This window comes from Streptomyces sp. XH2 (genome assembly GCF_049725035.1).
Lineage (GTDB): Bacteria > Actinomycetota > Actinomycetes > Streptomycetales > Streptomycetaceae > Streptomyces > Streptomyces roseoverticillatus.
On the sequence record NZ_JBMMMZ010000008.1, the window covers coordinates 1 to 17177 of the forward strand.

General features: G+C 70.5%; 20 protein-coding genes. 9 read left to right on the forward strand and 11 right to left on the reverse strand.

Annotated elements, in window-relative coordinates:
- Positions 1-123, reverse strand: a 123-nt coding sequence (locus tag ACOTKD_RS17270; protein WP_146166841.1) for a biotin carboxylase N-terminal domain-containing protein, incomplete at its 3' end; no start/stop codon positions are given.
- A gap of 389 nt (positions 124-512) precedes the next feature.
- On the opposite strand from ACOTKD_RS17270, the gene ACOTKD_RS17275 reads away from it, so the two are divergent.
- Positions 513-950, forward strand: a complete 438-nt coding sequence (locus tag ACOTKD_RS17275) for a hypothetical protein (protein ID WP_424889855.1) — start codon at positions 513-515, stop codon at positions 948-950.
- Here the strand turns inward: ACOTKD_RS17275 and ACOTKD_RS17280 are convergent.
- From ACOTKD_RS17280 to ACOTKD_RS17295, 4 genes are all read right to left on the reverse strand, one after another.
- Positions 920-1684: an IclR family transcriptional regulator gene (locus ACOTKD_RS17280; RefSeq protein WP_424889856.1), complete on the reverse strand. Its 765-nt coding sequence runs from the start codon at positions 1682-1684 to the stop codon at positions 920-922. The two genes, ACOTKD_RS17275 and ACOTKD_RS17280, sit on opposite strands and share 31 nt — an antisense overlap.
- An 88-nt stretch (positions 1685-1772) precedes the next feature.
- A complete protein-coding gene (locus ACOTKD_RS17285; RefSeq protein WP_424889857.1) occupies positions 1773-2339 on the reverse strand; it encodes a DJ-1/PfpI family protein in 567 nt (188 codons plus the stop codon).
- Positions 2340-2376: 37 nt separating this feature from the next.
- Positions 2377-2754, reverse strand: coding sequence for a DUF397 domain-containing protein (locus tag ACOTKD_RS17290; RefSeq protein ID WP_424889858.1), 378 nt, complete (start codon positions 2752-2754; stop codon positions 2377-2379).
- On the reverse strand, positions 2751-3584 hold the full coding sequence (locus ACOTKD_RS17295; protein ID WP_424889859.1) for a helix-turn-helix domain-containing protein: 834 nt from the start codon (positions 3582-3584) through the stop codon (positions 2751-2753). The genes ACOTKD_RS17290 and ACOTKD_RS17295 overlap by 4 nt, the downstream gene beginning before the upstream one ends.
- Before the next feature lie 123 nt (positions 3585-3707).
- Between ACOTKD_RS17295 and ACOTKD_RS17300 the strand changes: the two genes are divergently transcribed.
- Positions 3708-4136 carry a hypothetical protein gene (locus tag ACOTKD_RS17300; RefSeq protein ID WP_424889860.1) on the forward strand — a complete coding sequence of 143 codons (429 nt, stop codon included), beginning with the start codon at positions 3708-3710 and terminating at the stop codon, positions 4134-4136.
- Positions 4137-4152: 16 nt separating this feature from the next.
- Complete coding sequence (locus ACOTKD_RS17305) at positions 4153-4449, forward strand: hypothetical protein (RefSeq protein WP_424889861.1); 297 nt, start codon at positions 4153-4155, stop codon at positions 4447-4449.
- Between the two features lie 40 nt (positions 4450-4489).
- Here ACOTKD_RS17305 and ACOTKD_RS17310 read toward each other — a convergent pair whose 3' ends face one another.
- The 5 genes from ACOTKD_RS17310 to ACOTKD_RS17330 all read right to left on the reverse strand — a co-directional run bounded on the left by ACOTKD_RS17310 (position 4490) and on the right by ACOTKD_RS17330 (position 8895).
- Positions 4490-5104, reverse strand: coding sequence for a Maf family protein (locus ACOTKD_RS17310; RefSeq protein WP_424889862.1), 615 nt, complete (start codon positions 5102-5104; stop codon positions 4490-4492).
- 32 nt (positions 5105-5136) lie between these two features.
- Entirely contained in the window at positions 5137-6600 is a 1464-nt protein-coding gene (locus tag ACOTKD_RS17315; RefSeq protein ID WP_424889863.1) for a peptidoglycan D,D-transpeptidase FtsI family protein, read from the reverse strand.
- A gap of 152 nt (positions 6601-6752) precedes the next feature.
- Positions 6753-6881 (reverse strand): morphogenic membrane protein MmpB, encoded by a 129-nt coding sequence (mmpB, locus tag ACOTKD_RS17320; RefSeq protein ID WP_424889864.1) that lies wholly within the window; start codon positions 6879-6881, stop codon positions 6753-6755.
- A 188-nt stretch (positions 6882-7069) separates the two neighbouring features.
- A complete protein-coding gene (locus ACOTKD_RS17325) occupies positions 7070-7285 on the reverse strand; it encodes an acyl-CoA carboxylase epsilon subunit (protein ID WP_424889865.1) in 216 nt (71 codons plus the stop codon).
- 20 nt (positions 7286-7305) lie between these two features.
- Positions 7306-8895, reverse strand: coding sequence for an acyl-CoA carboxylase subunit beta (locus tag ACOTKD_RS17330; protein WP_424889866.1), 1590 nt, complete (start codon positions 8893-8895; stop codon positions 7306-7308).
- A gap of 153 nt (positions 8896-9048) precedes the next feature.
- On the opposite strand from ACOTKD_RS17330, the gene ACOTKD_RS17335 reads away from it, so the two are divergent.
- The 5 genes from ACOTKD_RS17335 (at position 9049) to hutH (ending at position 15124) form a co-directional block, all read left to right on the forward strand.
- On the forward strand, positions 9049-9918 hold the full coding sequence (locus ACOTKD_RS17335) for a biotin--[acetyl-CoA-carboxylase] ligase (protein WP_424889867.1): 870 nt from the start codon (positions 9049-9051) through the stop codon (positions 9916-9918).
- A 185-nt stretch (positions 9919-10103) separates the two neighbouring features.
- Positions 10104-11201: an adenylate/guanylate cyclase domain-containing protein gene (locus ACOTKD_RS17340; RefSeq protein WP_424889868.1), complete on the forward strand. Its 1098-nt coding sequence runs from the start codon at positions 10104-10106 to the stop codon at positions 11199-11201.
- Positions 11202-11377: 176 nt separating this feature from the next.
- Positions 11378-12172 carry an enoyl-CoA hydratase/isomerase family protein gene (locus ACOTKD_RS17345; protein WP_424889869.1) on the forward strand — a complete coding sequence of 265 codons (795 nt, stop codon included), beginning with the start codon at positions 11378-11380 and terminating at the stop codon, positions 12170-12172.
- A 177-nt stretch (positions 12173-12349) separates the two neighbouring features.
- The gene (locus ACOTKD_RS17350; protein ID WP_424890174.1) at positions 12350-13462 is read left to right on the forward strand and encodes a diguanylate cyclase domain-containing protein; all 1113 of its coding nucleotides are present in this window, start codon (positions 12350-12352) and stop codon (positions 13460-13462) included.
- Positions 13463-13579: 117 nt separating this feature from the next.
- Positions 13580-15124 (forward strand): histidine ammonia-lyase, encoded by a 1545-nt coding sequence (gene hutH / locus ACOTKD_RS17355; RefSeq protein ID WP_424889870.1) that lies wholly within the window; start codon positions 13580-13582, stop codon positions 15122-15124.
- 40 nt (positions 15125-15164) lie between these two features.
- On the opposite strand, the gene ACOTKD_RS17360 is transcribed toward hutH, so the two are convergent.
- On the reverse strand, positions 15165-15449 hold the full coding sequence (locus tag ACOTKD_RS17360; RefSeq protein ID WP_424889871.1) for a hypothetical protein: 285 nt from the start codon (positions 15447-15449) through the stop codon (positions 15165-15167).
- Between the two features lie 336 nt (positions 15450-15785).
- Here ACOTKD_RS17360 and ACOTKD_RS17365 point away from each other — a divergent pair, with 336 nt between their 5' ends.
- Positions 15786-17066 carry a L,D-transpeptidase gene (locus tag ACOTKD_RS17365; protein WP_424889872.1) on the forward strand — a complete coding sequence of 427 codons (1281 nt, stop codon included), beginning with the start codon at positions 15786-15788 and terminating at the stop codon, positions 17064-17066.
- The last annotated feature ends 111 nt before the right edge of the window (positions 17067-17177 follow it).

The window sequence follows — 17177 nt, forward strand, 5'->3', positions numbered from 1 at the left end:
GACATGCAACGCGTCACGGTCCGGATCCGCGTAGACCGCCACACTGGCAATCCCGGCATCCCGGCACGCGCGAGCAACGCGGACAGCGATTTCGCCACGGTTGGCGATGAGCACCTTGCGCACGATGGCTCCCTCCTTGAAACAAGGTGAGTTTAGGTACTGGCGACACTCTGTGCCGAGCCGACTCCCTAGGTGAGCTTGCCCACACGGAGCGTGAACCGGAGGCCGTGTGCGCGCCAAAGTCCCCAGTTCTCCCACGGTACGCCGGGTATGAGGGTCTCCGCCGACCTTTGGTTGTGGCAGAGCTCTCGAACCGCGGCGAGGAGCGGGAAACAGCTTTCTTTGTTGAGTCCCTACGAACGGGTGGGCCAAAGTTTGCGGATCCGAGATCCGCGCCGCGCGGCCGCCGCACCCCTTGCCCCGGGATCTACCCGTGAGTAGCGTCCTCCATGACGTCGTACCCGCGGTAACGCGCAGCAATCACCCGCACGGGGTGGGGGGAGGGGTGACGAATGACCGTCCGCTTGCGCCGGTCCGTCGCCGGCCTCGCCGCGCTCGCCCTCACCGCCGAGGGCCTGGGCATCGCCCTCATCAACTGGATCCTCGGCGTCGTCGTCCGCCGCCAGCGGATGTCCCTCGCGGGGAGCGATCCGCGGCTGATGTCCCTAGCCGCGTGGATCGCCGGCGGGCTCTTCGCGCTCTACCTGCTGCTCTGCGCCTTCGTAGCCCTCCGCGCGGCTCTGCGCGACCGCCCGTCCCGTACGGCCGGAAGGATTCTGCTGATCACCTGCGGCGTCGTGCACGGCCTGCTGGGCGCGTTCTGCGTCGGGGTCGTCGGCTGGGGCGCGTTCGCGGCCGTCATGGCCGTCCTCGCGCTGATCGTCGCCACGCTGCTGGCGTACGACCCCGAGCGCTGGAATCAGCCGGTGGAGGCCGCCGCCCCGCGCTGATGCGCGGCCAACTTCGCCGCCTCCGCCGCCACGTGGCGCAGCGTGTCCGTCAGCCGGGCACGACGGCGGTGGAAGTCCTCCAGGGGCAGAGCCGCCGATACGGCCCTCATGGAGCGGCCTCCCGCCGCGGCCGGTACGGGCACCGCCACGCACGCCACTCCCGGCGCGCACTCCTCCACCTCCACGGCGACCCCCTCCCGCCGCACGCGCAGCAGCTCCGCGTCGAGGCGGGCCGGCGACGTGATCGTCCGCGGTGTGATCGCCCGCATTCCGGTGCCGGTCAGGTAGCGCATGCGCGCGGCCCGCGGCAGCGCGGACAGCAGCACCTTGCCGTGGGCCGTGGCGTGCCCGTCGAGGTCCCGGCCCACCGTGAAGCCACCGGTGGACGGGACTGCGGCGTTCCCCGCGAGGACGGCGATGGCCCCGTCGCGGTACGTGCTGAAGTACGTGTCCGCGCCCGCCTCGCGCCGGGCGCGGAGGAGGAGGGCGTGCACGGCGTCGTCCAGCCGCATCTGCCGCTGGAACGCCTGGTGCAGGGCCGGTACGCGATAGCCGAGCGCGTAGCCGGTGGGCGTGCGGACCAGGTGCCCGCGGGCCGTGAGCGTGCCGAGGATCTCGTACACCGTGGAGAGGCTGTAGCCGAGCTGCCGGGCCAGTGCCTTGGCGGGCACGGGGTCGCTTGTCGCGGAGACGGCGTCCAGGACGTCGAGGGCGCGGTCCACGGACTGGGACATGGCGGTACGGGGTTCCCTTCGGAGGCTGGGCGGACGGACCTCCCAGCCTCGCACAGGGCGCCTGCGGCCGGCTCTTGGCGGCTAGCGGCTAGCTCTTGACCGGTGCGGTCTCCCGGAGCAGCTCCACGAAGGCGCGCATCCAGGCGGGCTGGTCGTTCCAGGCGCGGGCCGACACCATGTTCCCGTCGACGACCGCCTCCGCGTCCACGAACGTGCCGCCCGCCAGCTGGACGTCCGGCCTGCAGGCGGGCCAAGCTGCGGTGCGGCGGCCCTTGAGGACGCCCAGGGGCGTCAGGGCGGTCACGGCGTGACAGATGTGAGCGATGGGCCTGTTGTGGGTGAAGAACCACTTGATGATCCGCTGGAAGTCCGGATCCAGCCGCAGGAACTCCGGCGCGCGGCCGCCGGGGATGACGACCGCGGCGTAGTCCGCCGGGTTCACGTTCGCCAGCGCGACGTCCGCGGGCCAGCTGTGACCGAGCTTCTCCGTGTACGTGTCGAAGCTCGCGACGAAGTCGTGCACGACGAACTGGAGCTGCTTCACGGTGGGGGCGGCGATGTCCACCTCGTAGCCCTCCTCCAGCAGGCGCTGGTAGGGGTACAGGACCTCCAGGTCCTCGGCGGCGTCTCCGGTGGTGATCAGGATCCTCGGCATGGCTGGCTCCTCGCTCCTCAGGGGGTGGAGTCGGTGGCTATACCGGAATATGCACCTTGACATGTCCGAGGAAACTTGACCATGTGGAGGGGTTGAGGGTGAGGGTGGGGCCGGTGGGGTTCTTGGAGTCCCGTATGTGAACCGGTGCGCGGTTTGGGCGTCTGGCGACCTCCAGGCAGTCGCCGCCGCTCCCGTCACAGTAGTTGGACTTCTGCCAGTCGGCGGCGACTTCGACGCAGTGGCCGCCACTGTCGTCGCTGTAGCTCGACTTGTGCCAGTCGGCACCGACTTCTACGCAGTCGCCACCGTCCCCGGCGCTGTAGCTCGACTTGTGCCACTCGAAGGCCACTTCGAGACAGTTGCCGCCGCCGTCACTGCTGTAGCTGGATTTATGCCACTTCAAGGGGGCGTTCACAGTTCTCCCATCACTCGCTCGATGAGGCCCAGTGAATCGTCGCGACCGAGGGCCTGCTCGCGGATCTTCGTGTAGCGATGGAAGTGCCGTGTCACGTCAGCGGGTTCGCTGATCAGGCTGCTCGTGTCCTGTACTTCCAGGTAGACCATCATGCGATGCTCCGGAGTCTGCACTAGTTTCATCGGGCCACGAGCCCCAGCATTCCGACCTCGTAGGCCGCGGTCCATAGGCAGCACTTGGACGCTGACGTTGGGTCGTTCCGCGACCTCAATGAGGTGCCTCAGCTGCCCGCGGAGGACATCCCAGCTGCCGAACGGGCGGCGCAGCACGGACTCCTCCAGGACCATCTCGACCAGTGCTGTCGGCTCGCGGTCGAATACTGCCTTGCGTGCCATTCGGGCTTCGACCAATTCCTCGACCATGTACTCCGGCAGCGGCGGATATCCGCCGCCGATCAGCGCGCGTGCGTAGTCTTCGGTCTGGAAGAGGCCGTCGACCACGAGTGTTTCGTACGTGCAGAGCGTCAGGGCTGCTTGTTCCAGGCGGGCGAAGTCCTTGAAGAAGGTCGGGTACTTGTCCAGCCGCACGTACTTCTTCGCCGCCTTGAAGATGCCCATCCCGCTACCAATGGCCTTCTCCAGGCCATCCAGCATCTGCTCGGTCGCAGGCTGTGCGCCCGTCTCCAGCGCGCTGATGGCCGACCCTGTGTAGCCGATCTGCGCCCCCAGCTCCTCCTGTGTCATGCCCGCCAGCTTCCGCAGCAACCGTGTGATATCGGACGTGAGTTGCGCCGCCGTCGACGCCCGGTCCTTATTCTCCTGGCTCGCCATTCCCCGACCCCCGGCTTCCACTTGTCTCAACTGGACTCAAGGCGCGTTCGAGTGCGGCGCACTGTTAGCGCACGTCCACGCTCCGTGATGGAAAACCTAGCGGGGCCCGGTGATGCTCGTCACATGAATCAGCAAGTCCATGTGACCGAAACCGAGTGGCTGCCCCGCGCCGGACACCAACTCCGTAAAACCGGCGTCCACTTCGACGCCGTCCGAGTCGGCGGCAGTGACGGCCACCGTCTGGCCAATGCCATGGCCATGCTCACCCGCGGCCGCCCCGGTCCGATCATCGCGGAAGCGAACCGCGGCGAGGCCATGTACTTCCTCCTCAACCCCGGAAGTACGTCCGGCCGCTCATGGCCGAAAGGCGTCACTCGGCTCGACTACGTGCTCATTCCCGCGCTGTACGGCGCCACATGGCCGCTCTCGTGGTGGTGCAAACCCACCGCCGACGGCAGGCTCGTGCACACACTTCTCCTCCTCAGCACGGCCCGTGCATTTCTGGGGAGCGCCCCCCGAGTGGCGGAAGGAATGGTGACCGAGGCGCGGTGACCTCGTTGTGGCGGTCATGATGAAGCGCATCGTTTCTGTCGCCGTCCTCAGCGGCGCCGCCCTCGCCCTGACCGCCACTGCCGCCTCGGCGGCTCCGATGCCTCAGCCGCCCGTCTCCCACTCCGGGGGCGTCGTCGCCCCGCCCATCGCCCCGCCGGACGGCATGGACGCGAAGCCGCCGACGAGCATCTACCCGGACGGGACGAACCAGCTCAACAAGCTGAACCAGCTCAACCAGCTGGGGCAGGCCTCCCAGGCGCTCGACCCGGTGCTCGGGCTGCTCGCGCCGGTGACCGGCCTCCTGCCGATGTAAAGAGCCGAAGAGCCGAATGAGCTGAAGAGCTGAAGAGGCGCTAGACCCACAGCTCCGTGATGGAGACACCGACCTCGGCGAGCAGCTTGCGCAGCAGCGGCAGGGACAGGCCGACGACGTTCCCGTGGTCGCCCTCGATCCCCTCGATGAAGGGGGCGGAGCGGCCGTCGAGAGTGAAGGCGCCCGCGACGTACAGCGGCTCACCCGTCGCGACGTACGCGGCGATCTCGGCGTCGGAGGGCTCGCCGAACCGCACGGTCGTGGAAGCGGTCGCCGACACCCGGCGGCCCGTGGCCGTGTCGATGATGCAGTGGCCGGTCCGGAGGATCCCGGACCGGCCGCGCATCGACTTCCAGCGGGCGGTGGCGTCCTCGGCGTCCTCCGGCTTGCCCAGGGCCTGACCGTCCAGTTCCAGGACGGAGTCGCAGCCGATGACCAGCGCTCCGGCCGCTTCCGGCCGGGCGGCGACCGCGTCGGCCTTGGCCTCGGCGAGGACGCGGGCGAGCTCGCCGGGCGTGGCGGCCGTCAGGGCGTCCTCGTCGACGCCGCTGACCAGCACCTCGGGGTCGAGCCCGGCGGCCTTGAGCAGGCCGAGGCGGGCGGGGGACTGGGAGCCGAGGACGAGGCGGCGGCGCTGAGCGGTCATGCCCGCCATCGTAGACAACCCCGTGGGTGATCCCCGGGCCCCTACTTCTTGACGATGGCCTCCATGACCTTCTTCGCGATCGGGCCGGCGAGCGCGCCGCCGTGGATCTCGTCGCGGTCGATGCCGGAGCCGTCGGGGTCGATGAAGACGGCGACGGCGACGGGGGAGCCGTCGCCCTGCTTGGCGTAGGAGACGAACCAGGCGTACGGGAGCTTCTCGTTGTTGACGCCGTGCTGCGCCGTGCCGGTCTTGGCGCCGACGGTGACGCCGTCGATGAGGGCCGCCTTGCCGGTGCCGTTCTTGGCGGTGTTCTCCATCATCTGCTGGACCTTCTTCGCCGTGTCGGCGGAGACGGCCTGCGACATCTGCTCGGGCTTGTGCTTCTCCAGCGTGTTCAGGTTCGGGTCGCGGAGCTCCTCGACGAGGTACGGCTTCATGAGCTTGCCGTCATTGGCCAGCGCGGCCGTCATCATCGCGATCTGCAGCGGGGTGCTGTCGAGGCTGCCCTGGCCCATGCCGGTGAGGGCGGTCTGCGGACGGTCGAGGTTCTTGGGGTAGATGGACTCGACGGTGCCGTTGGGGATGAAGAGGTCCTTGTTGTTGAACCCGAACTTCTCCGCGGTCTCCCGCATCTTGTCCTTGCCCAGCTTGTCGGCCAGGTCGAGGAAGACGTTGTTGCAGGACCACTGGAGGCCGGCCATCAGGGAGCCGTTGACGCACTCGTCGGTCTGGACGTCGTTGCGGACCTTGGTGGTGCTCAGCGGCAGCGGGTACGGGACGGGGGCGCTGCCCTTGGCGTTGATGTCGGTGACGATCCCGTGTTCGAGGGCGGCCGCCGCGGTGAGGATCTTGAAGGTGGAGCCCGGGGGGTAGCGCTCCTTGATCGCCCGGTTGACCAGCGGCTTGTCCTTGTCGGCCTCCAGCTTCTTGTACGCCTCCTGGTCCTTCAGGGTGTTCCCCGCGAAGACCGAGGGGTCGTAGGAGGGGGTGGAGGCGAGCGCGAGGATCTTGCCGGTGCGGGGGTCGAGGGCGACGACGGCGCCCTTGTACTTGCCGAGGCCCTTGAACGCGGCTTCCTGCGCCTTGGGGTCGATGGTCGTCACCACGTCGCCGCCGCGGGGCTTCTTGCCGGTCAGCATGTCGGTGGTGCGCTGCAGGAACAGCTTGTCGTCGGTGCCGCTGAGCAGCTTGTTGTTGACGAATTCGAGCTGGCTGTTGCCGTAGAGCTGCGAGGAGTAGCCGGTGACCGGGGCGTACATCTCGCCGTCCTTGAACGTGCGCTTGTACTTGTAGTCGCCCGTGGTCTCGGAGGAGCCGGTGATGGGCTGGCCGCCGACGATGATGTTGCCGCGCGGCTGGGCGAAGGAGGCGATCTTCACCCGCTTGTTGTCCTTGTGGTTGGACAGCTCGTCGCTGCGGACGAACTGGACCCAGGTCGCCTGGATCAGCAGCGCCAGGACCAGCACTCCGACAAAGACGGATATGTGGCGCACGGGCTTGTTCATGGTGTGACGCACTCCCCGGTTCGCGGCATTTCACTAGCGATGATGCGGGTGGGGAGGATTTGGTTGCAGGATCCCTGTAACTGTGGGTTTCCTGTGCCCTCGGTGCGGCCGTGCCCTCGGTGCGGGCGGTGTCCTCAGTGCGGGCCGTGCCCTCAGTGCAGGCCGAGGATGATGAACGCCGCGATCACGCCGATCGCGAGTACGAGCCCGGCCCGGCGGAGCATCGCCTGCGCCTCGCGCAGCTCCTCGGGGGGTTCGTTCGACGGGTCTGACCACAGCATCGGAACCATCGTGGCGCGAGCGGGGCGGTTACCGCCTGAGTACCCGTACTCAGCTTGGGGTCACGACCTGGTCGAGCGGCTTCCGCTCGCACTCGCGCGGACCCCCGTCGGCCGCGGCCGGTGGGGCCGCGGCCCGCCCCAGCCCGAGGGCCGGGGCGGGAGCGGCGGACGAAGATGCACCTGTACGACTATGACGGCCAATACGTCGTGCGCCACGCCCTGGGGCCCGGCTTGGCCATGCGGGCCGCCGCCAGGCGGCGGGCCGGGGCCGACCACTCCGGGCGGGCCGCGTCCGCACCGTCGCCCGGCGCGGCAGCGCTCCTCGCCGCCGCGCGGGCCTGGACCACCGCCAGGGCGGCGGCGAGCTCCTCGGGGGTCGGGTTGCCCCGTACTACCTTGATCACCGGACGCCTCCCGGAGGGATCTAGAGGGGGATGTTGCCGTGCTTCTTCGGCGGCAGCGCCTCGCGCTTGTCGCGCAGCGCCCGCAGGCCCCGCACGATGTGGCGGCGCGTCTCGTGCGGCATGATCACCGCGTCCACGTAGCCCCGTTCCGCCGCCGCGTACGGGTTGAGCAGCGCGTCCTCGTAGTCCGCGATCAGCCGCGCGCGCAGCGCCTCCCGCTCCTCGTCCGTCTCCGCCGCGGCGATCGTGCGGCGGTGCAGGATGTTGACCGCGCCCTGGGCGCCCATGACGGCGATCTGCGCGGTCGGCCACGCGAGGTTGAGATCGGCGCCGAGGTGCTTGGAGCCCATCACGTCGTACGCCCCGCCGAACGCCTTCCGCGTGATCACCGTGATCAGCGGGACGGTCGCCTCCGCGTACGCGTAGATCAGCTTGGCGCCGCGGCGGATGATGCCGTTGTACTCCTGGTCGGTGCCCGGGAGGAAGCCCGGCACGTCGACGAAGGTCAGCACCGGCACGTTGAACGCGTCGCACGTGCGGACGAAGCGGGCGGCCTTCTCGCTCGCGTTGATGTCCAGGCAGCCCGCGAACTGGAGCGGCTGGTTCGCGACGATGCCGACCGGGTGGCCCTCGACACGCCCGAAGCCGGTGATGATGTTCGGCGCGAACAGGGCCTGGGTCTCCAGGAACTCGCCGTCGTCCAGCACGTGCTCGATCGCGGTGTGCATGTCGTACGGCTGGTTGGCCGAGTCCGGGATCAGCGCGTCCAGCTCGCCGTCGGCCGGCGAGATCTCCAGGTCCGCCTCCTCGGGGTAGGCCGGCGGCTCGGAGAGGTTGTTCGAGGGGAGGTAGGAGAGGAGCGCCTTCACGTACTCGATGGCGTCCTTCTCGTCCCCGGACATGTGGTGCGCCACGCCCGAGGTGGTGTTGTGCGTGCGGGCGCCGCCCAGCTCCTCGAAGCCGACGTCCTCGCCCGTGACCGTCTTGATGACGTCCGGGCCCGTGATGAACATGTGCGACGTCTGGTCGACCATGACCGTGAAGTCGGTGATCGCGGGGGAGTAGACCGCGCCGCCCGCGCACGGGCCGACGATCAGGGAGATCTGCGGGACCACGCCCGAGGCGTGCACGTTCCGGCGGAAGATCTCGCCGAACAGGCCGAGGGCGACCACGCCCTCCTGGATGCGGGCGCCGCCGCCGTCGTTGATCCCGACGATCGGGCAGCCGGTCTTCAGCGCGAAGTCCATGGCCTTGCCGATCTTCTCGCCGTAGACCTCGCCGAGCGAACCGCCGAAGACCGTGAAGTCCTGCGAGTAGACGCAGACGGTGCGGCCGTCGACCGTGCCGTAGCCGGTCACGACGCCGTCGCCGTACGGGCGGTTCTTCTCGATGCCGAAGTTCGTCGAGCGGTGGCGGGCGAATTCGTCGAGCTCGACGAAGGAACCCTCGTCCAGGAGGAGTTCGATCCGCTCACGGGCGGTCAGCTTGCCCTTGGCGTGCTGCTTCTCCACGGCACGGGCGGAGCCGGCGTGGGTGGCCTCGTCGATCCGGCGTTGCAGATCCGCGAGCTTGCCCGCGGTGGTGTGGATGTCGTGTTCCGGCTCGGACATCGGGATGCGGCTCCTGCTCGTCCAGAGGTGGGCTACTGGTCTACCGGGGGGTGTCCTTGCTACCGGTCCGTAGCGTATCCGCGCGGATGCGTGGGAACAGTGCGTCGTTGGCCACACCGAATTGCTTCCGTTTCCTCTCCTATGGTGGGCCCCATGACCCCTCCTTCTGCTGGAAGCCACTGGTCCGATCTCGACCGGCCACCGCTCAACGTCACCGCGCTGCGGCGCGGGCTCATCCGGCCCGGCTCCCTGTGGACCTCCCTGGACGTCGTCGCCCGGACCGGGTCCACCAACACCGACCTCGTCGAGGCGGCCTCCGCCGCCGCCGGAAAGGCCGAGGGGGCCGTGCTCGTGGCCGAGGAGCAGTCCTCGGGGCGCGGGCGGCTCGACCGCACGTGGTCCGCGCCGGCGCGCTCCGGGCTCTTCTTCTCCGTGCTGCTGCGGCCCGGCGCGGGCGTGCCCGCGGAGCGGTGGGGGTGGCTGCCGCTCCTCGCCGGGGTCGCGACCGCTTCCGCGCTGTCCCGGGCCGCCGGGGTCGACACCGCGCTCAAGTGGCCCAACGACCTGCTGGTGACGGTGGGGGAGGAGGAACGGAAGACCGGGGGGATCCTCGCCGAGCGGACCGGCGACGCGGTCGTGATCGGGATCGGGCTCAACGTGTCCCTGCGGGCCGACGAGCTGCCCGTCCCCACGGCGGGCTCGCTCGCCCTGGCCGGGGCGCAGGTCCTCGACCGCGATCCGCTGCTGCGCGCCGTACTCCGTTCGCTGGAGGAGTGGTACGGCCTCTGGCGGGACGCCGGGGGCGATCCGGCGCGGAGCCGGCTGCAGGAGGCGTACGCGGCGGGGTGCGCGACGCTCGGGCGGAACGTGCGGGCCGAACTGCCGGGCGGCGGTGAGCTGGTCGGGGAGGCCGTGGCCGTGGACGGGGACGGGCGGCTGGTGCTGGCCACGGGGGACGGGGTGCAGCGGCCCGTGGGGGCCGGGGACATCGTTCATCTGCGGTCCGTCGGAGGGGCCGGCTGAGGGGTTGGTGGAGGTTCGGTGGAGGGGCCCGTGGCGGTCCGGTGGGGGGCTCGGTGGAGGGGCCGACGGGCCCTCCGCCCCGTCGGAAGAGTGAGCTACGGCACACCTGTCGTATCGTTGTGCCCGGAACCTAAGCGAGCAGTGATCGGCAGGGCAGTGCGCACGGATCGGACAGGGGGCGGGCGGTGACCGCCGACGGGGTCGAAGGTGCCGCCACTGGTGGCGTCGAGGAGTACGACGGCGACGAGGGCGGAGACGAGGGCGGCGACCCCATCGCGCTGCAGCTCGAAGCGCTGATCCTCGGTGCGGAGCGCCGCTACACCCCCTTCCAGGCCGCCCGCGCGGCCGGCGTCTCCATGGACCTCGCCTCCCGCTTCTGGCGGGCCATGGGCTTCGCCGACATCGGGCAGGCGCGGGCCCTGACCGAGGCGGACGTGCTCGCCCTGCGGCGGCTCGCGGGCCTCGTGGAGGCGGGGCTGCTCAGCGAGCCGATGGCCGTGCAGGTGGCCCGGTCGACCGGGCAGACGACGGCCCGGCTCGCCGACTGGCAGATCGACTCCTTCCTGGAGGGCCTGACGGAGCCCCAGGAACCCGGCATGACGCGGACGGAGATCACGTACCCGCTGGTCGAGCTGCTGCTGCCGGAGCTGGAAGAGTTCCTGATCTACGTGTGGCGGCGGCAGCTGGCGGCGGCCACGGGGCGGGTGGTCCAGGCCCAGGACGACGCGGAGATGGTGGACCGGCGGCTGGCGGTCGGGTTCGCTGATCTGGTCGGTTTCACGCGCTTGACGCGGCGTCTGGAGGAAGAGGAGCTCGGGGAGCTCGTCGAGGCGTTCGAGACCACGGCGGCGGATCTGGTGGCCGCGCACGGCGGCCGGCTGATCAAGACGCTGGGTGACGAGGTGCTGTACTCCGCTGATGACGCGGGGACCGCGGCCGAGATCGGGCTGCGGCTCATCGAGACCATGACGCACGACGAGACCATGCCCGAACTGCGGGTCGGGATCGCCTTCGGGACCGTGACGACGCGGATGGGCGACGTCTTCGGCACGACGGTGAACCTGGCGTCGCGGCTGACGTCGATAGCGCCGAAGGACGCCGTGCTGGTCGACCAGGCGCTGGCGGAGGAACTGACGCGGAGCGGGGACGCGCCGAAGGCGGAGGCGGAGGTGGAGGAGGGGGCCGGGGACGGGTACCGGTTCGCGCTCCAGCCGATGTGGCAGCGGCCGGTGCGGGGGCTGGGGATGGTGGAGCCGTGGCTCCTGCGCCGGAGGGGCGGCTGACGGGGCGTCGGCCCCGTGCCGTGCGGCGGCGGGCGCGGGGCAACCGGCCGGGCGGGGCCCGTTCGAAGCTGCGCTGAGGGCATTCCCTGCGGGTATGGCCCCGCCGGGTGGGTGCAGGGCATGATCTGGGTACCGCAGGTTTACGAGCGTTAACCCGTACCCGGAGGGTGAAGGCCATGAGCGAGCAGCGTTTCGGAGAGTGGATTGCGGTTCGGCGGCACGGGCATGTCGCCGAGCTCGTGCTTGACCGGCCCAAGGCCATGAACGCCGTCTCCAGTGAACTGGCCGGGCGGCTCGGTGAGGCGACTCGTGCTCTTGCCGCTGACGAATCCGTGCGGGTCGTCGTTCTTACGTCCACCCATGAGCGGGCTTTTTGCGTGGGTGCCGATCTGAAGGAGCGGAACTCCTTCACCGACGCTGATCTGAGCCGGCAGCGGCCGCATGCCCGTGCCGCGTACACGGGTGTGCTGGAGCTGCCCATGCCCACCATCGCGGCCGTGCACGGGTTCGCCCTCGGGGGCGGGTTCGAGCTCGCCCTGTCCTGCGATGTGATCGTCGCCGACGCCACGGCCGTCGTGGGACTGCCCGAGGTGTCCGTGGGTGTCATTCCCGGTGGGGGCGGTACTCAGCTGCTGCCTCGGCGGGTGGGGGCCGCCCGTGCTGCCGAGTTGATTTTCAGTGCTCGGCGGGTGGAGGCCGTGGAGGCCGAGCGGCTGGGGCTCGTCGATCAGTTGGTCGGCGAAGGGCAGGACCGGGTCGAGGCGCTCGCCCTCGCCGAGCGGATCGCCGCCAACTCGCCTGTCGGCCTCCGCGCCGCCAAGCGCGCCCTGCGGCTCGGGCACGGGCTCGATCTGCGGGCCGGGCTGGAGGTCGAGGACGCCGCCTGGCGGTCCGTGGCCTTCTCCGGTGACCGGGCCGAGGGCGTCGCCGCCTTCAACGAGAAGCGGAAGCCCGACTGGCCCGGGTTCTAGCGCCCCTCTGAGGAAGAAGTGACGGAAGGGCGCTACGGCCGTCATGGGGCGGAATGGGCCCGACATTCTTAGGCTGGAGTGCAGAATCTGCGCTCAGCAACGGAATGTGAGGCTCGGGTGGCAGCAGGCGGGGAGTGCGACGATCGGCTGCGTGCCGTGGTGGAGCTGGCGCAGTCGATGGCGGCGGCGCGTACCCCCTTGGACACGGTGGCCGCCGCCGCGGAGCGGGTGATGACCGCGCTGGGCGGCAGCTTCGCCGCCGTGTCCGTGTGGGAGCGTGAGCGCGGGCGGCTGCGCGTCCTGGTCAACGCGGGGGAGCTGACCGCGGGGGAGGAGCGCTTCCCGGAGGACGAGTCCTATCCCGTGCACGACTTCCCCGAGATCGCGGAGTTCCTCCACGAGGAGTGGGCGGGCGGCGGCACCGAGCCCCGCGCGTGGGTCGAGAGCATGGACGGGGCCGCGGAGCCGGGCGGCGGGCAGGGCGCGTACCGGCAGGAGCGGGTGGCCGCGCTGCGCCGCCGCGGCCGGGGCTACTGCGTCGTCGCGCCGGTCGTCCTGCACGGGCGGGCCTGGGGCGAGCTGTACGTGGCCCGGCCGCCCGGAGCGCCCGCCTTCGGCCGCCAGGACGCCGACTTCGCGACCGTCCTGGCAGCCGTGGCGGCGGCGGGGATCGCGCAGACCGAGCAGCTGGAGGAGGTCCGGCGGCTGGCCTTCACCGATCCGCTGACCGGGCTCGCCAACCGGCGCGCGGTCGACGCGCGGCTGGACGAGGCGGTGGAGCGGCACCTCGCGGACGGGGTCGTCGTCAGTCTCGTGGTGTGTGATCTCAACGGGCTCAAGCGGGTCAACGACACCCTGGGACATGCGGTCGGTGACCGTCTGCTGGAGAGGTTCGGCTCGGTGCTGTCGCTGTGCGGCGCGATGCTGCCGGGCGCGCTGGCGGCGCGGCTGGGCGGGGACGAGTTCTGCCTGCTGACGGTGGGTCCGGACGCGGACGAGGTCGTCGATGTGGCCGCCGAACTGTGCCGCCGCGCCGCGGCGTTGGAGCTGGGCGAGGGGGTCTCCTGCGGCATCGCCTCCACCGGTGACCCGATCGGCCCGGTGGCCACGGCCCGGCGGCTGTTCCGGCTCGCCGACGCGGCGCAGTACCGGGCGAAGGCGGCGCGGGCGGCCGGGCCGGTCGTCGCCGGGCGGGCCGGGGGCCCGGCCGATCCCGTGGTCCAGCTCGCCGATCATCCGCCCGCCGCGCCGGTGGCCGAGCGGCGGCGGTTCCGCGGGCGGCGGCCGTGAGGGGAGTCCGGATATTCGCCCCGGTCCGGCATGCGGAACGGGTCCCTACGCGTTGTACCTGACAGGCAACCCATCGGCTATGTACAGGCAGCGATTCAGTCTCTAGGGTGCCTGAATATGGATATGCACACTGTGGTGGTGGGGACGGCCGGGACGACCGCGGAAGACGTGATCGCCGTGGCGCGGGGCGCCGCGCGCGTCGTCGTCTCGGACGAAGCGCTGGCCGCGGTTGCCGCGTCGCGCCGCGTCATCGACGACCTCGCCGCCAAGCCCGACCCCGTCTACGGCGTCTCCACCGGCTTCGGAGCCCTCGCCGTCCGCCACATCAGCCCCGAGCTGCGCGCCCAGCTGCAGCGCAACATCGTGCGCTCGCACGCCGCCGGCATGGGCCCGCGCGTCGAGCGCGAGGTCGTCCGCGCGCTGATGTTCCTGCGCCTGAAGACCCTCGCCTCGGGCCGCACCGGCGTGCGCCCCCTCGTGGTCGGGACCATGGCGGCGATCCTCAACGCCGGCATCACCCCCGTCGTGCACGAGTACGGCTCCCTGGGCTGCTCCGGCGACCTCGCGCCGCTCTCCCACTGCGCGCTCACGCTCATGGGCGAGGGCGACGCCGAGGGCCCCGACGGCGTCGTCCGCCCGGCCGGGCAGCTCCTCGCCGAGCACGGCATCGAGCCCGTCGAGCTGCGCGAGAAGGAGGGCCTGGCCCTCCTCAACGGCACCGACGGCATGCTCGGCATGCTCGTCATGGCCTGCGCCGACCTCGCCCGCCTCTACACCTCGGCCGACGTCACCGCCGCCCTGTCGCTGGAGGCCCTGCTCGGCACCGAGAAGGTCCTCGCGCCCGAGCTGCACGCCATCAGGCCCCACCCGGGCCAGGGCGCCAGCGCCGACAACATGCTGCGCGTCCTCGCCGGCTCCGGGCTCACCGGGCACCACCAGGACGACGCGCCGCGCGTCCAGGACGCGTACTCCATCCGCTGCGCCCCGCAGGTCGCCGGCGCCGGCCGCGACACCCTCGCGCACGCCCGCCTGGTCGCCGACCGCGAGCTCGCCTCCGCCGTCGACAACCCCGTGGTGCTGCCCGACGGCCGCGTCGAGTCCAACGGCAACTTCCACGGCGCCCCCGTCGCCTACGTCCTCGACTTCCTCGCCATCGCCGCCGCCGACCTGGCCTCCATCGCCGAGCGCCGCACGGACCGGCTGCTGGACAAGAACCGCTCGCACGGCCTGCCGCCGTTCCTGGCCGGCGACGCGGGCGTCGACTCCGGCCTGATGATCGCGCAGTACACCCAGGCCGCCCTGGTCAGCGAGATGAAGCGGCTGGCCGTCCCCGCTTCGGTGGACTCCATCCCCTCCTCCGCGATGCAGGAGGACCACGTCTCCATGGGCTGGTCGGCCGCCCGCAAGCTCCGTACGGCCGTGGCCGCCCTCACGCGCGTCATCGCCGTCGAGCTCGTCGCCGCGACCCGCGCCGTCGAGCTGCGCGAGGGCCTCACCCCCTCGCCCGCCACGCAGGCCGTGCTCAAGGCCGTGCGCGCGGCGGGCGTGGAGGGCCCCGGCGCGGACCGCTTCCTCGCCCCGGACCTGGCGCGCGCGGAGGAGTTCGTACGGGCCGGGAAGCTCGTCGAAGCGGTTGAACCCGTAACGGGTCCGCTGGCGTAAGACGAAGGTAAAAGCCGAAGGTAAAAAAGGTAAAAGTTGGTCAGCGGTCCGCCGTGCGCGTCCTGCGCACGGCGACCGTCACCAGCGCACCGCCCGCCGCCACGAGGGCAACTCCCCCGAAAACGTAGGGAGTGGTGTCCACACTGCCCGAGTCGGCGAGGGAAAGGTGCTGCTCAGCGGCCTGTGCGGGCTGCACCGCGGACGCCGGGCGCGGCGCGGGACGCTCCGCCCGGTCGACCGTGGCGTTCGCGGTCGGCATGAACCACACCGCACACAGGAGCGACCCTGCGGCGACGGCGGTCAGCAGCGGTCGGCGTGCGGTCACGGACGAATCCCCCTTGAGGCGGCGGAGATTGGGGCGCGGCACGGCCGCCTCCCCCGGACTGACTCGATGTCAGTGACCTGATGGTAGTGATACGAACGGCCAGGAGGAAGCCACGGGGTTTCCGTCGGTCACCGCCGCCCCGCGCCACGTCAACCGCCCCGCCGTCACCAGCTCCACCGCTATCATGGCGCCCCTCCGAGGGGAGTCAGCCAGGCGTGGCCTTCCCCACATTCTCCAGGGGTGTGGAACGGACGAACCGGTGCAGGCGTTCCTGAAGTAGTAGCCGGGAATCGTGCTGCCCCACGGTTCGGCTCGGGGATAGGGGCCGCAGGAGCAATGGAGAAGCGTGTGATGACGTACGGCAAGCGCCGCAAGGCCCTCGCGGCCGCGGCCGCTGTGCTCGGCGGTGTACTGACCCTCGCCGCCTGCGGCGGCGATGACGACGGCGGCAAGAGCAGCTCCAGCAGCAGCGGCAGCGGCAAGGAGCAGAACAAGGTCGATGCCGCGGCCGCCAAGGAAGCCTCCAAGGCGCAGATCAAGATCGCTCAGAAGGACGGCTCGACCAACGCGGGTATCACGGCGGACAACGCCAAGGTCACCGTCAGTGACGGCACGCTCGTGAGCGTCAAGATGACGACGGACAAGGGCACCCCGGTCGAGGGCACGATATCGCCGGACAAGACCTCGTGGCAGCCCAAGGCGCAGCTGGAGCGCTCGACCAAGTACAAGATCGTGGTCGAGGCCGTGGACTCCGCCAACCGCAAGGCCACGGAGAACTCCTCGTTCACCACCGTCTCGCCCACCAACAGCTTCATCGGCGCGTTCACGCCGGAGGACGGCTCGACCGTCGGCGTCGGCATGCCCGTGTCGATCAACTTCGACAAGCCGATCAAGGACCGCAAGGCCGTCCAGTCGCACATCGAGGTGAACTCGAGCAGCGGCCAGAAGGTCGTCGGCCACTGGTTCGGTGACCAGCGCATCGACTTCCGTCCGCAGGAGTACTGGAAGGCCAACTCCGACGTCACCCTGAAGCTCGACCTCGACGGCGTCGAGGGCGCGCCGGGCGTCAAGGGTGTGCAGAAGAAGACCGTCTCCTTCAAGATCGGTCACTCCCAGGTCTCCACGGTGGACACCAAGTCCCACCAGATGACGGTCGTCCGGGACGGCAAGACCATCAAGACCATCCCGATCTCGGCCGGCAGCCCCGAGAACCCCACGTACAACGGCAAGATGGTGATCTCCGAGAAGTTCAAGGAGACCCGGATGGACGGCTCGACCGTCGGCTTCACCAAGGGCGACGGCAAGGGCGAGTACGACATCAAGGACGTGCCGCACGCCATGCGGCTGTCCACGTCCGGCACGTTCATCCACGGCAACTACTGGGGCAGCGGCATCTTCGGTGTCGCCAACACCAGCCACGGCTGCATCGGCCTGCAGGACAAGCAGGGCGCGGACGACCCCAACACCTCGGGTGCCTGGTTCTTCACCAACTCCCAGATCGGTGACGTCGTCGAGGTGAAGAACTCGCCCGACAAGACCATCGCCCCCGAGAACGGCCTCAACGGCTGGAACATGGACTGGAGCGCGTGGGTGGCGGGCAGCGCCACCGGCGCGTGATCCCTCCGGGCAGGTAAGCGGAATGTGCAGGGCGGTGGGCCCCCCCGGCGGGGGGGGCCCCCCCCCGCGGTGGGGTAACCTAGGGCGGGCGGGCCCGCGGAAAAAAAAACC

Coding starts and splice junctions, on each gene's coding strand:
- ACOTKD_RS17275 (WP_424889855.1), top strand. CDS start 513: ATGACCGTCCGCTTGCGCCGGTCCGTCGCCGGCCTCGCCGCGCTCGCC.
- ACOTKD_RS17280 (WP_424889856.1), bottom strand. CDS start 1,684: ATGTCCCAGTCCGTGGACCGCGCCCTCGACGTCCTGGACGCCGTCTCC.
- ACOTKD_RS17285 (WP_424889857.1), bottom strand. CDS start 2,339: ATGCCGAGGATCCTGATCACCACCGGAGACGCCGCCGAGGACCTGGAG.
- ACOTKD_RS17295 (WP_424889859.1), bottom strand. CDS start 3,584: ATGGCGAGCCAGGAGAATAAGGACCGGGCGTCGACGGCGGCGCAACTC.
- ACOTKD_RS17300 (WP_424889860.1), top strand. CDS start 3,708: ATGAATCAGCAAGTCCATGTGACCGAAACCGAGTGGCTGCCCCGCGCC.
- ACOTKD_RS17305 (WP_424889861.1), top strand. CDS start 4,153: ATGATGAAGCGCATCGTTTCTGTCGCCGTCCTCAGCGGCGCCGCCCTC.
- ACOTKD_RS17310 (WP_424889862.1), bottom strand. CDS start 5,104: ATGGCGGGCATGACCGCTCAGCGCCGCCGCCTCGTCCTCGGCTCCCAG.
- ACOTKD_RS17315 (WP_424889863.1), bottom strand. CDS start 6,600: ATGAACAAGCCCGTGCGCCACATATCCGTCTTTGTCGGAGTGCTGGTC.
- mmpB (WP_424889864.1), bottom strand. CDS start 6,881: ATGCTGTGGTCAGACCCGTCGAACGAACCCCCCGAGGAGCTGCGCGAG.
- ACOTKD_RS17330 (WP_424889866.1), bottom strand. CDS start 8,895: ATGTCCGAGCCGGAACACGACATCCACACCACCGCGGGCAAGCTCGCG.
- ACOTKD_RS17335 (WP_424889867.1), top strand. CDS start 9,049: ATGACCCCTCCTTCTGCTGGAAGCCACTGGTCCGATCTCGACCGGCCA.
- ACOTKD_RS17345 (WP_424889869.1), top strand. CDS start 11,378: ATGAGCGAGCAGCGTTTCGGAGAGTGGATTGCGGTTCGGCGGCACGGG.
- ACOTKD_RS17350 (WP_424890174.1), top strand. CDS start 12,350: ATGGCGGCGGCGCGTACCCCCTTGGACACGGTGGCCGCCGCCGCGGAG.
- hutH (WP_424889870.1), top strand. CDS start 13,580: ATGGATATGCACACTGTGGTGGTGGGGACGGCCGGGACGACCGCGGAA.
- ACOTKD_RS17365 (WP_424889872.1), top strand. CDS start 15,786: ATGGAGAAGCGTGTGATGACGTACGGCAAGCGCCGCAAGGCCCTCGCG.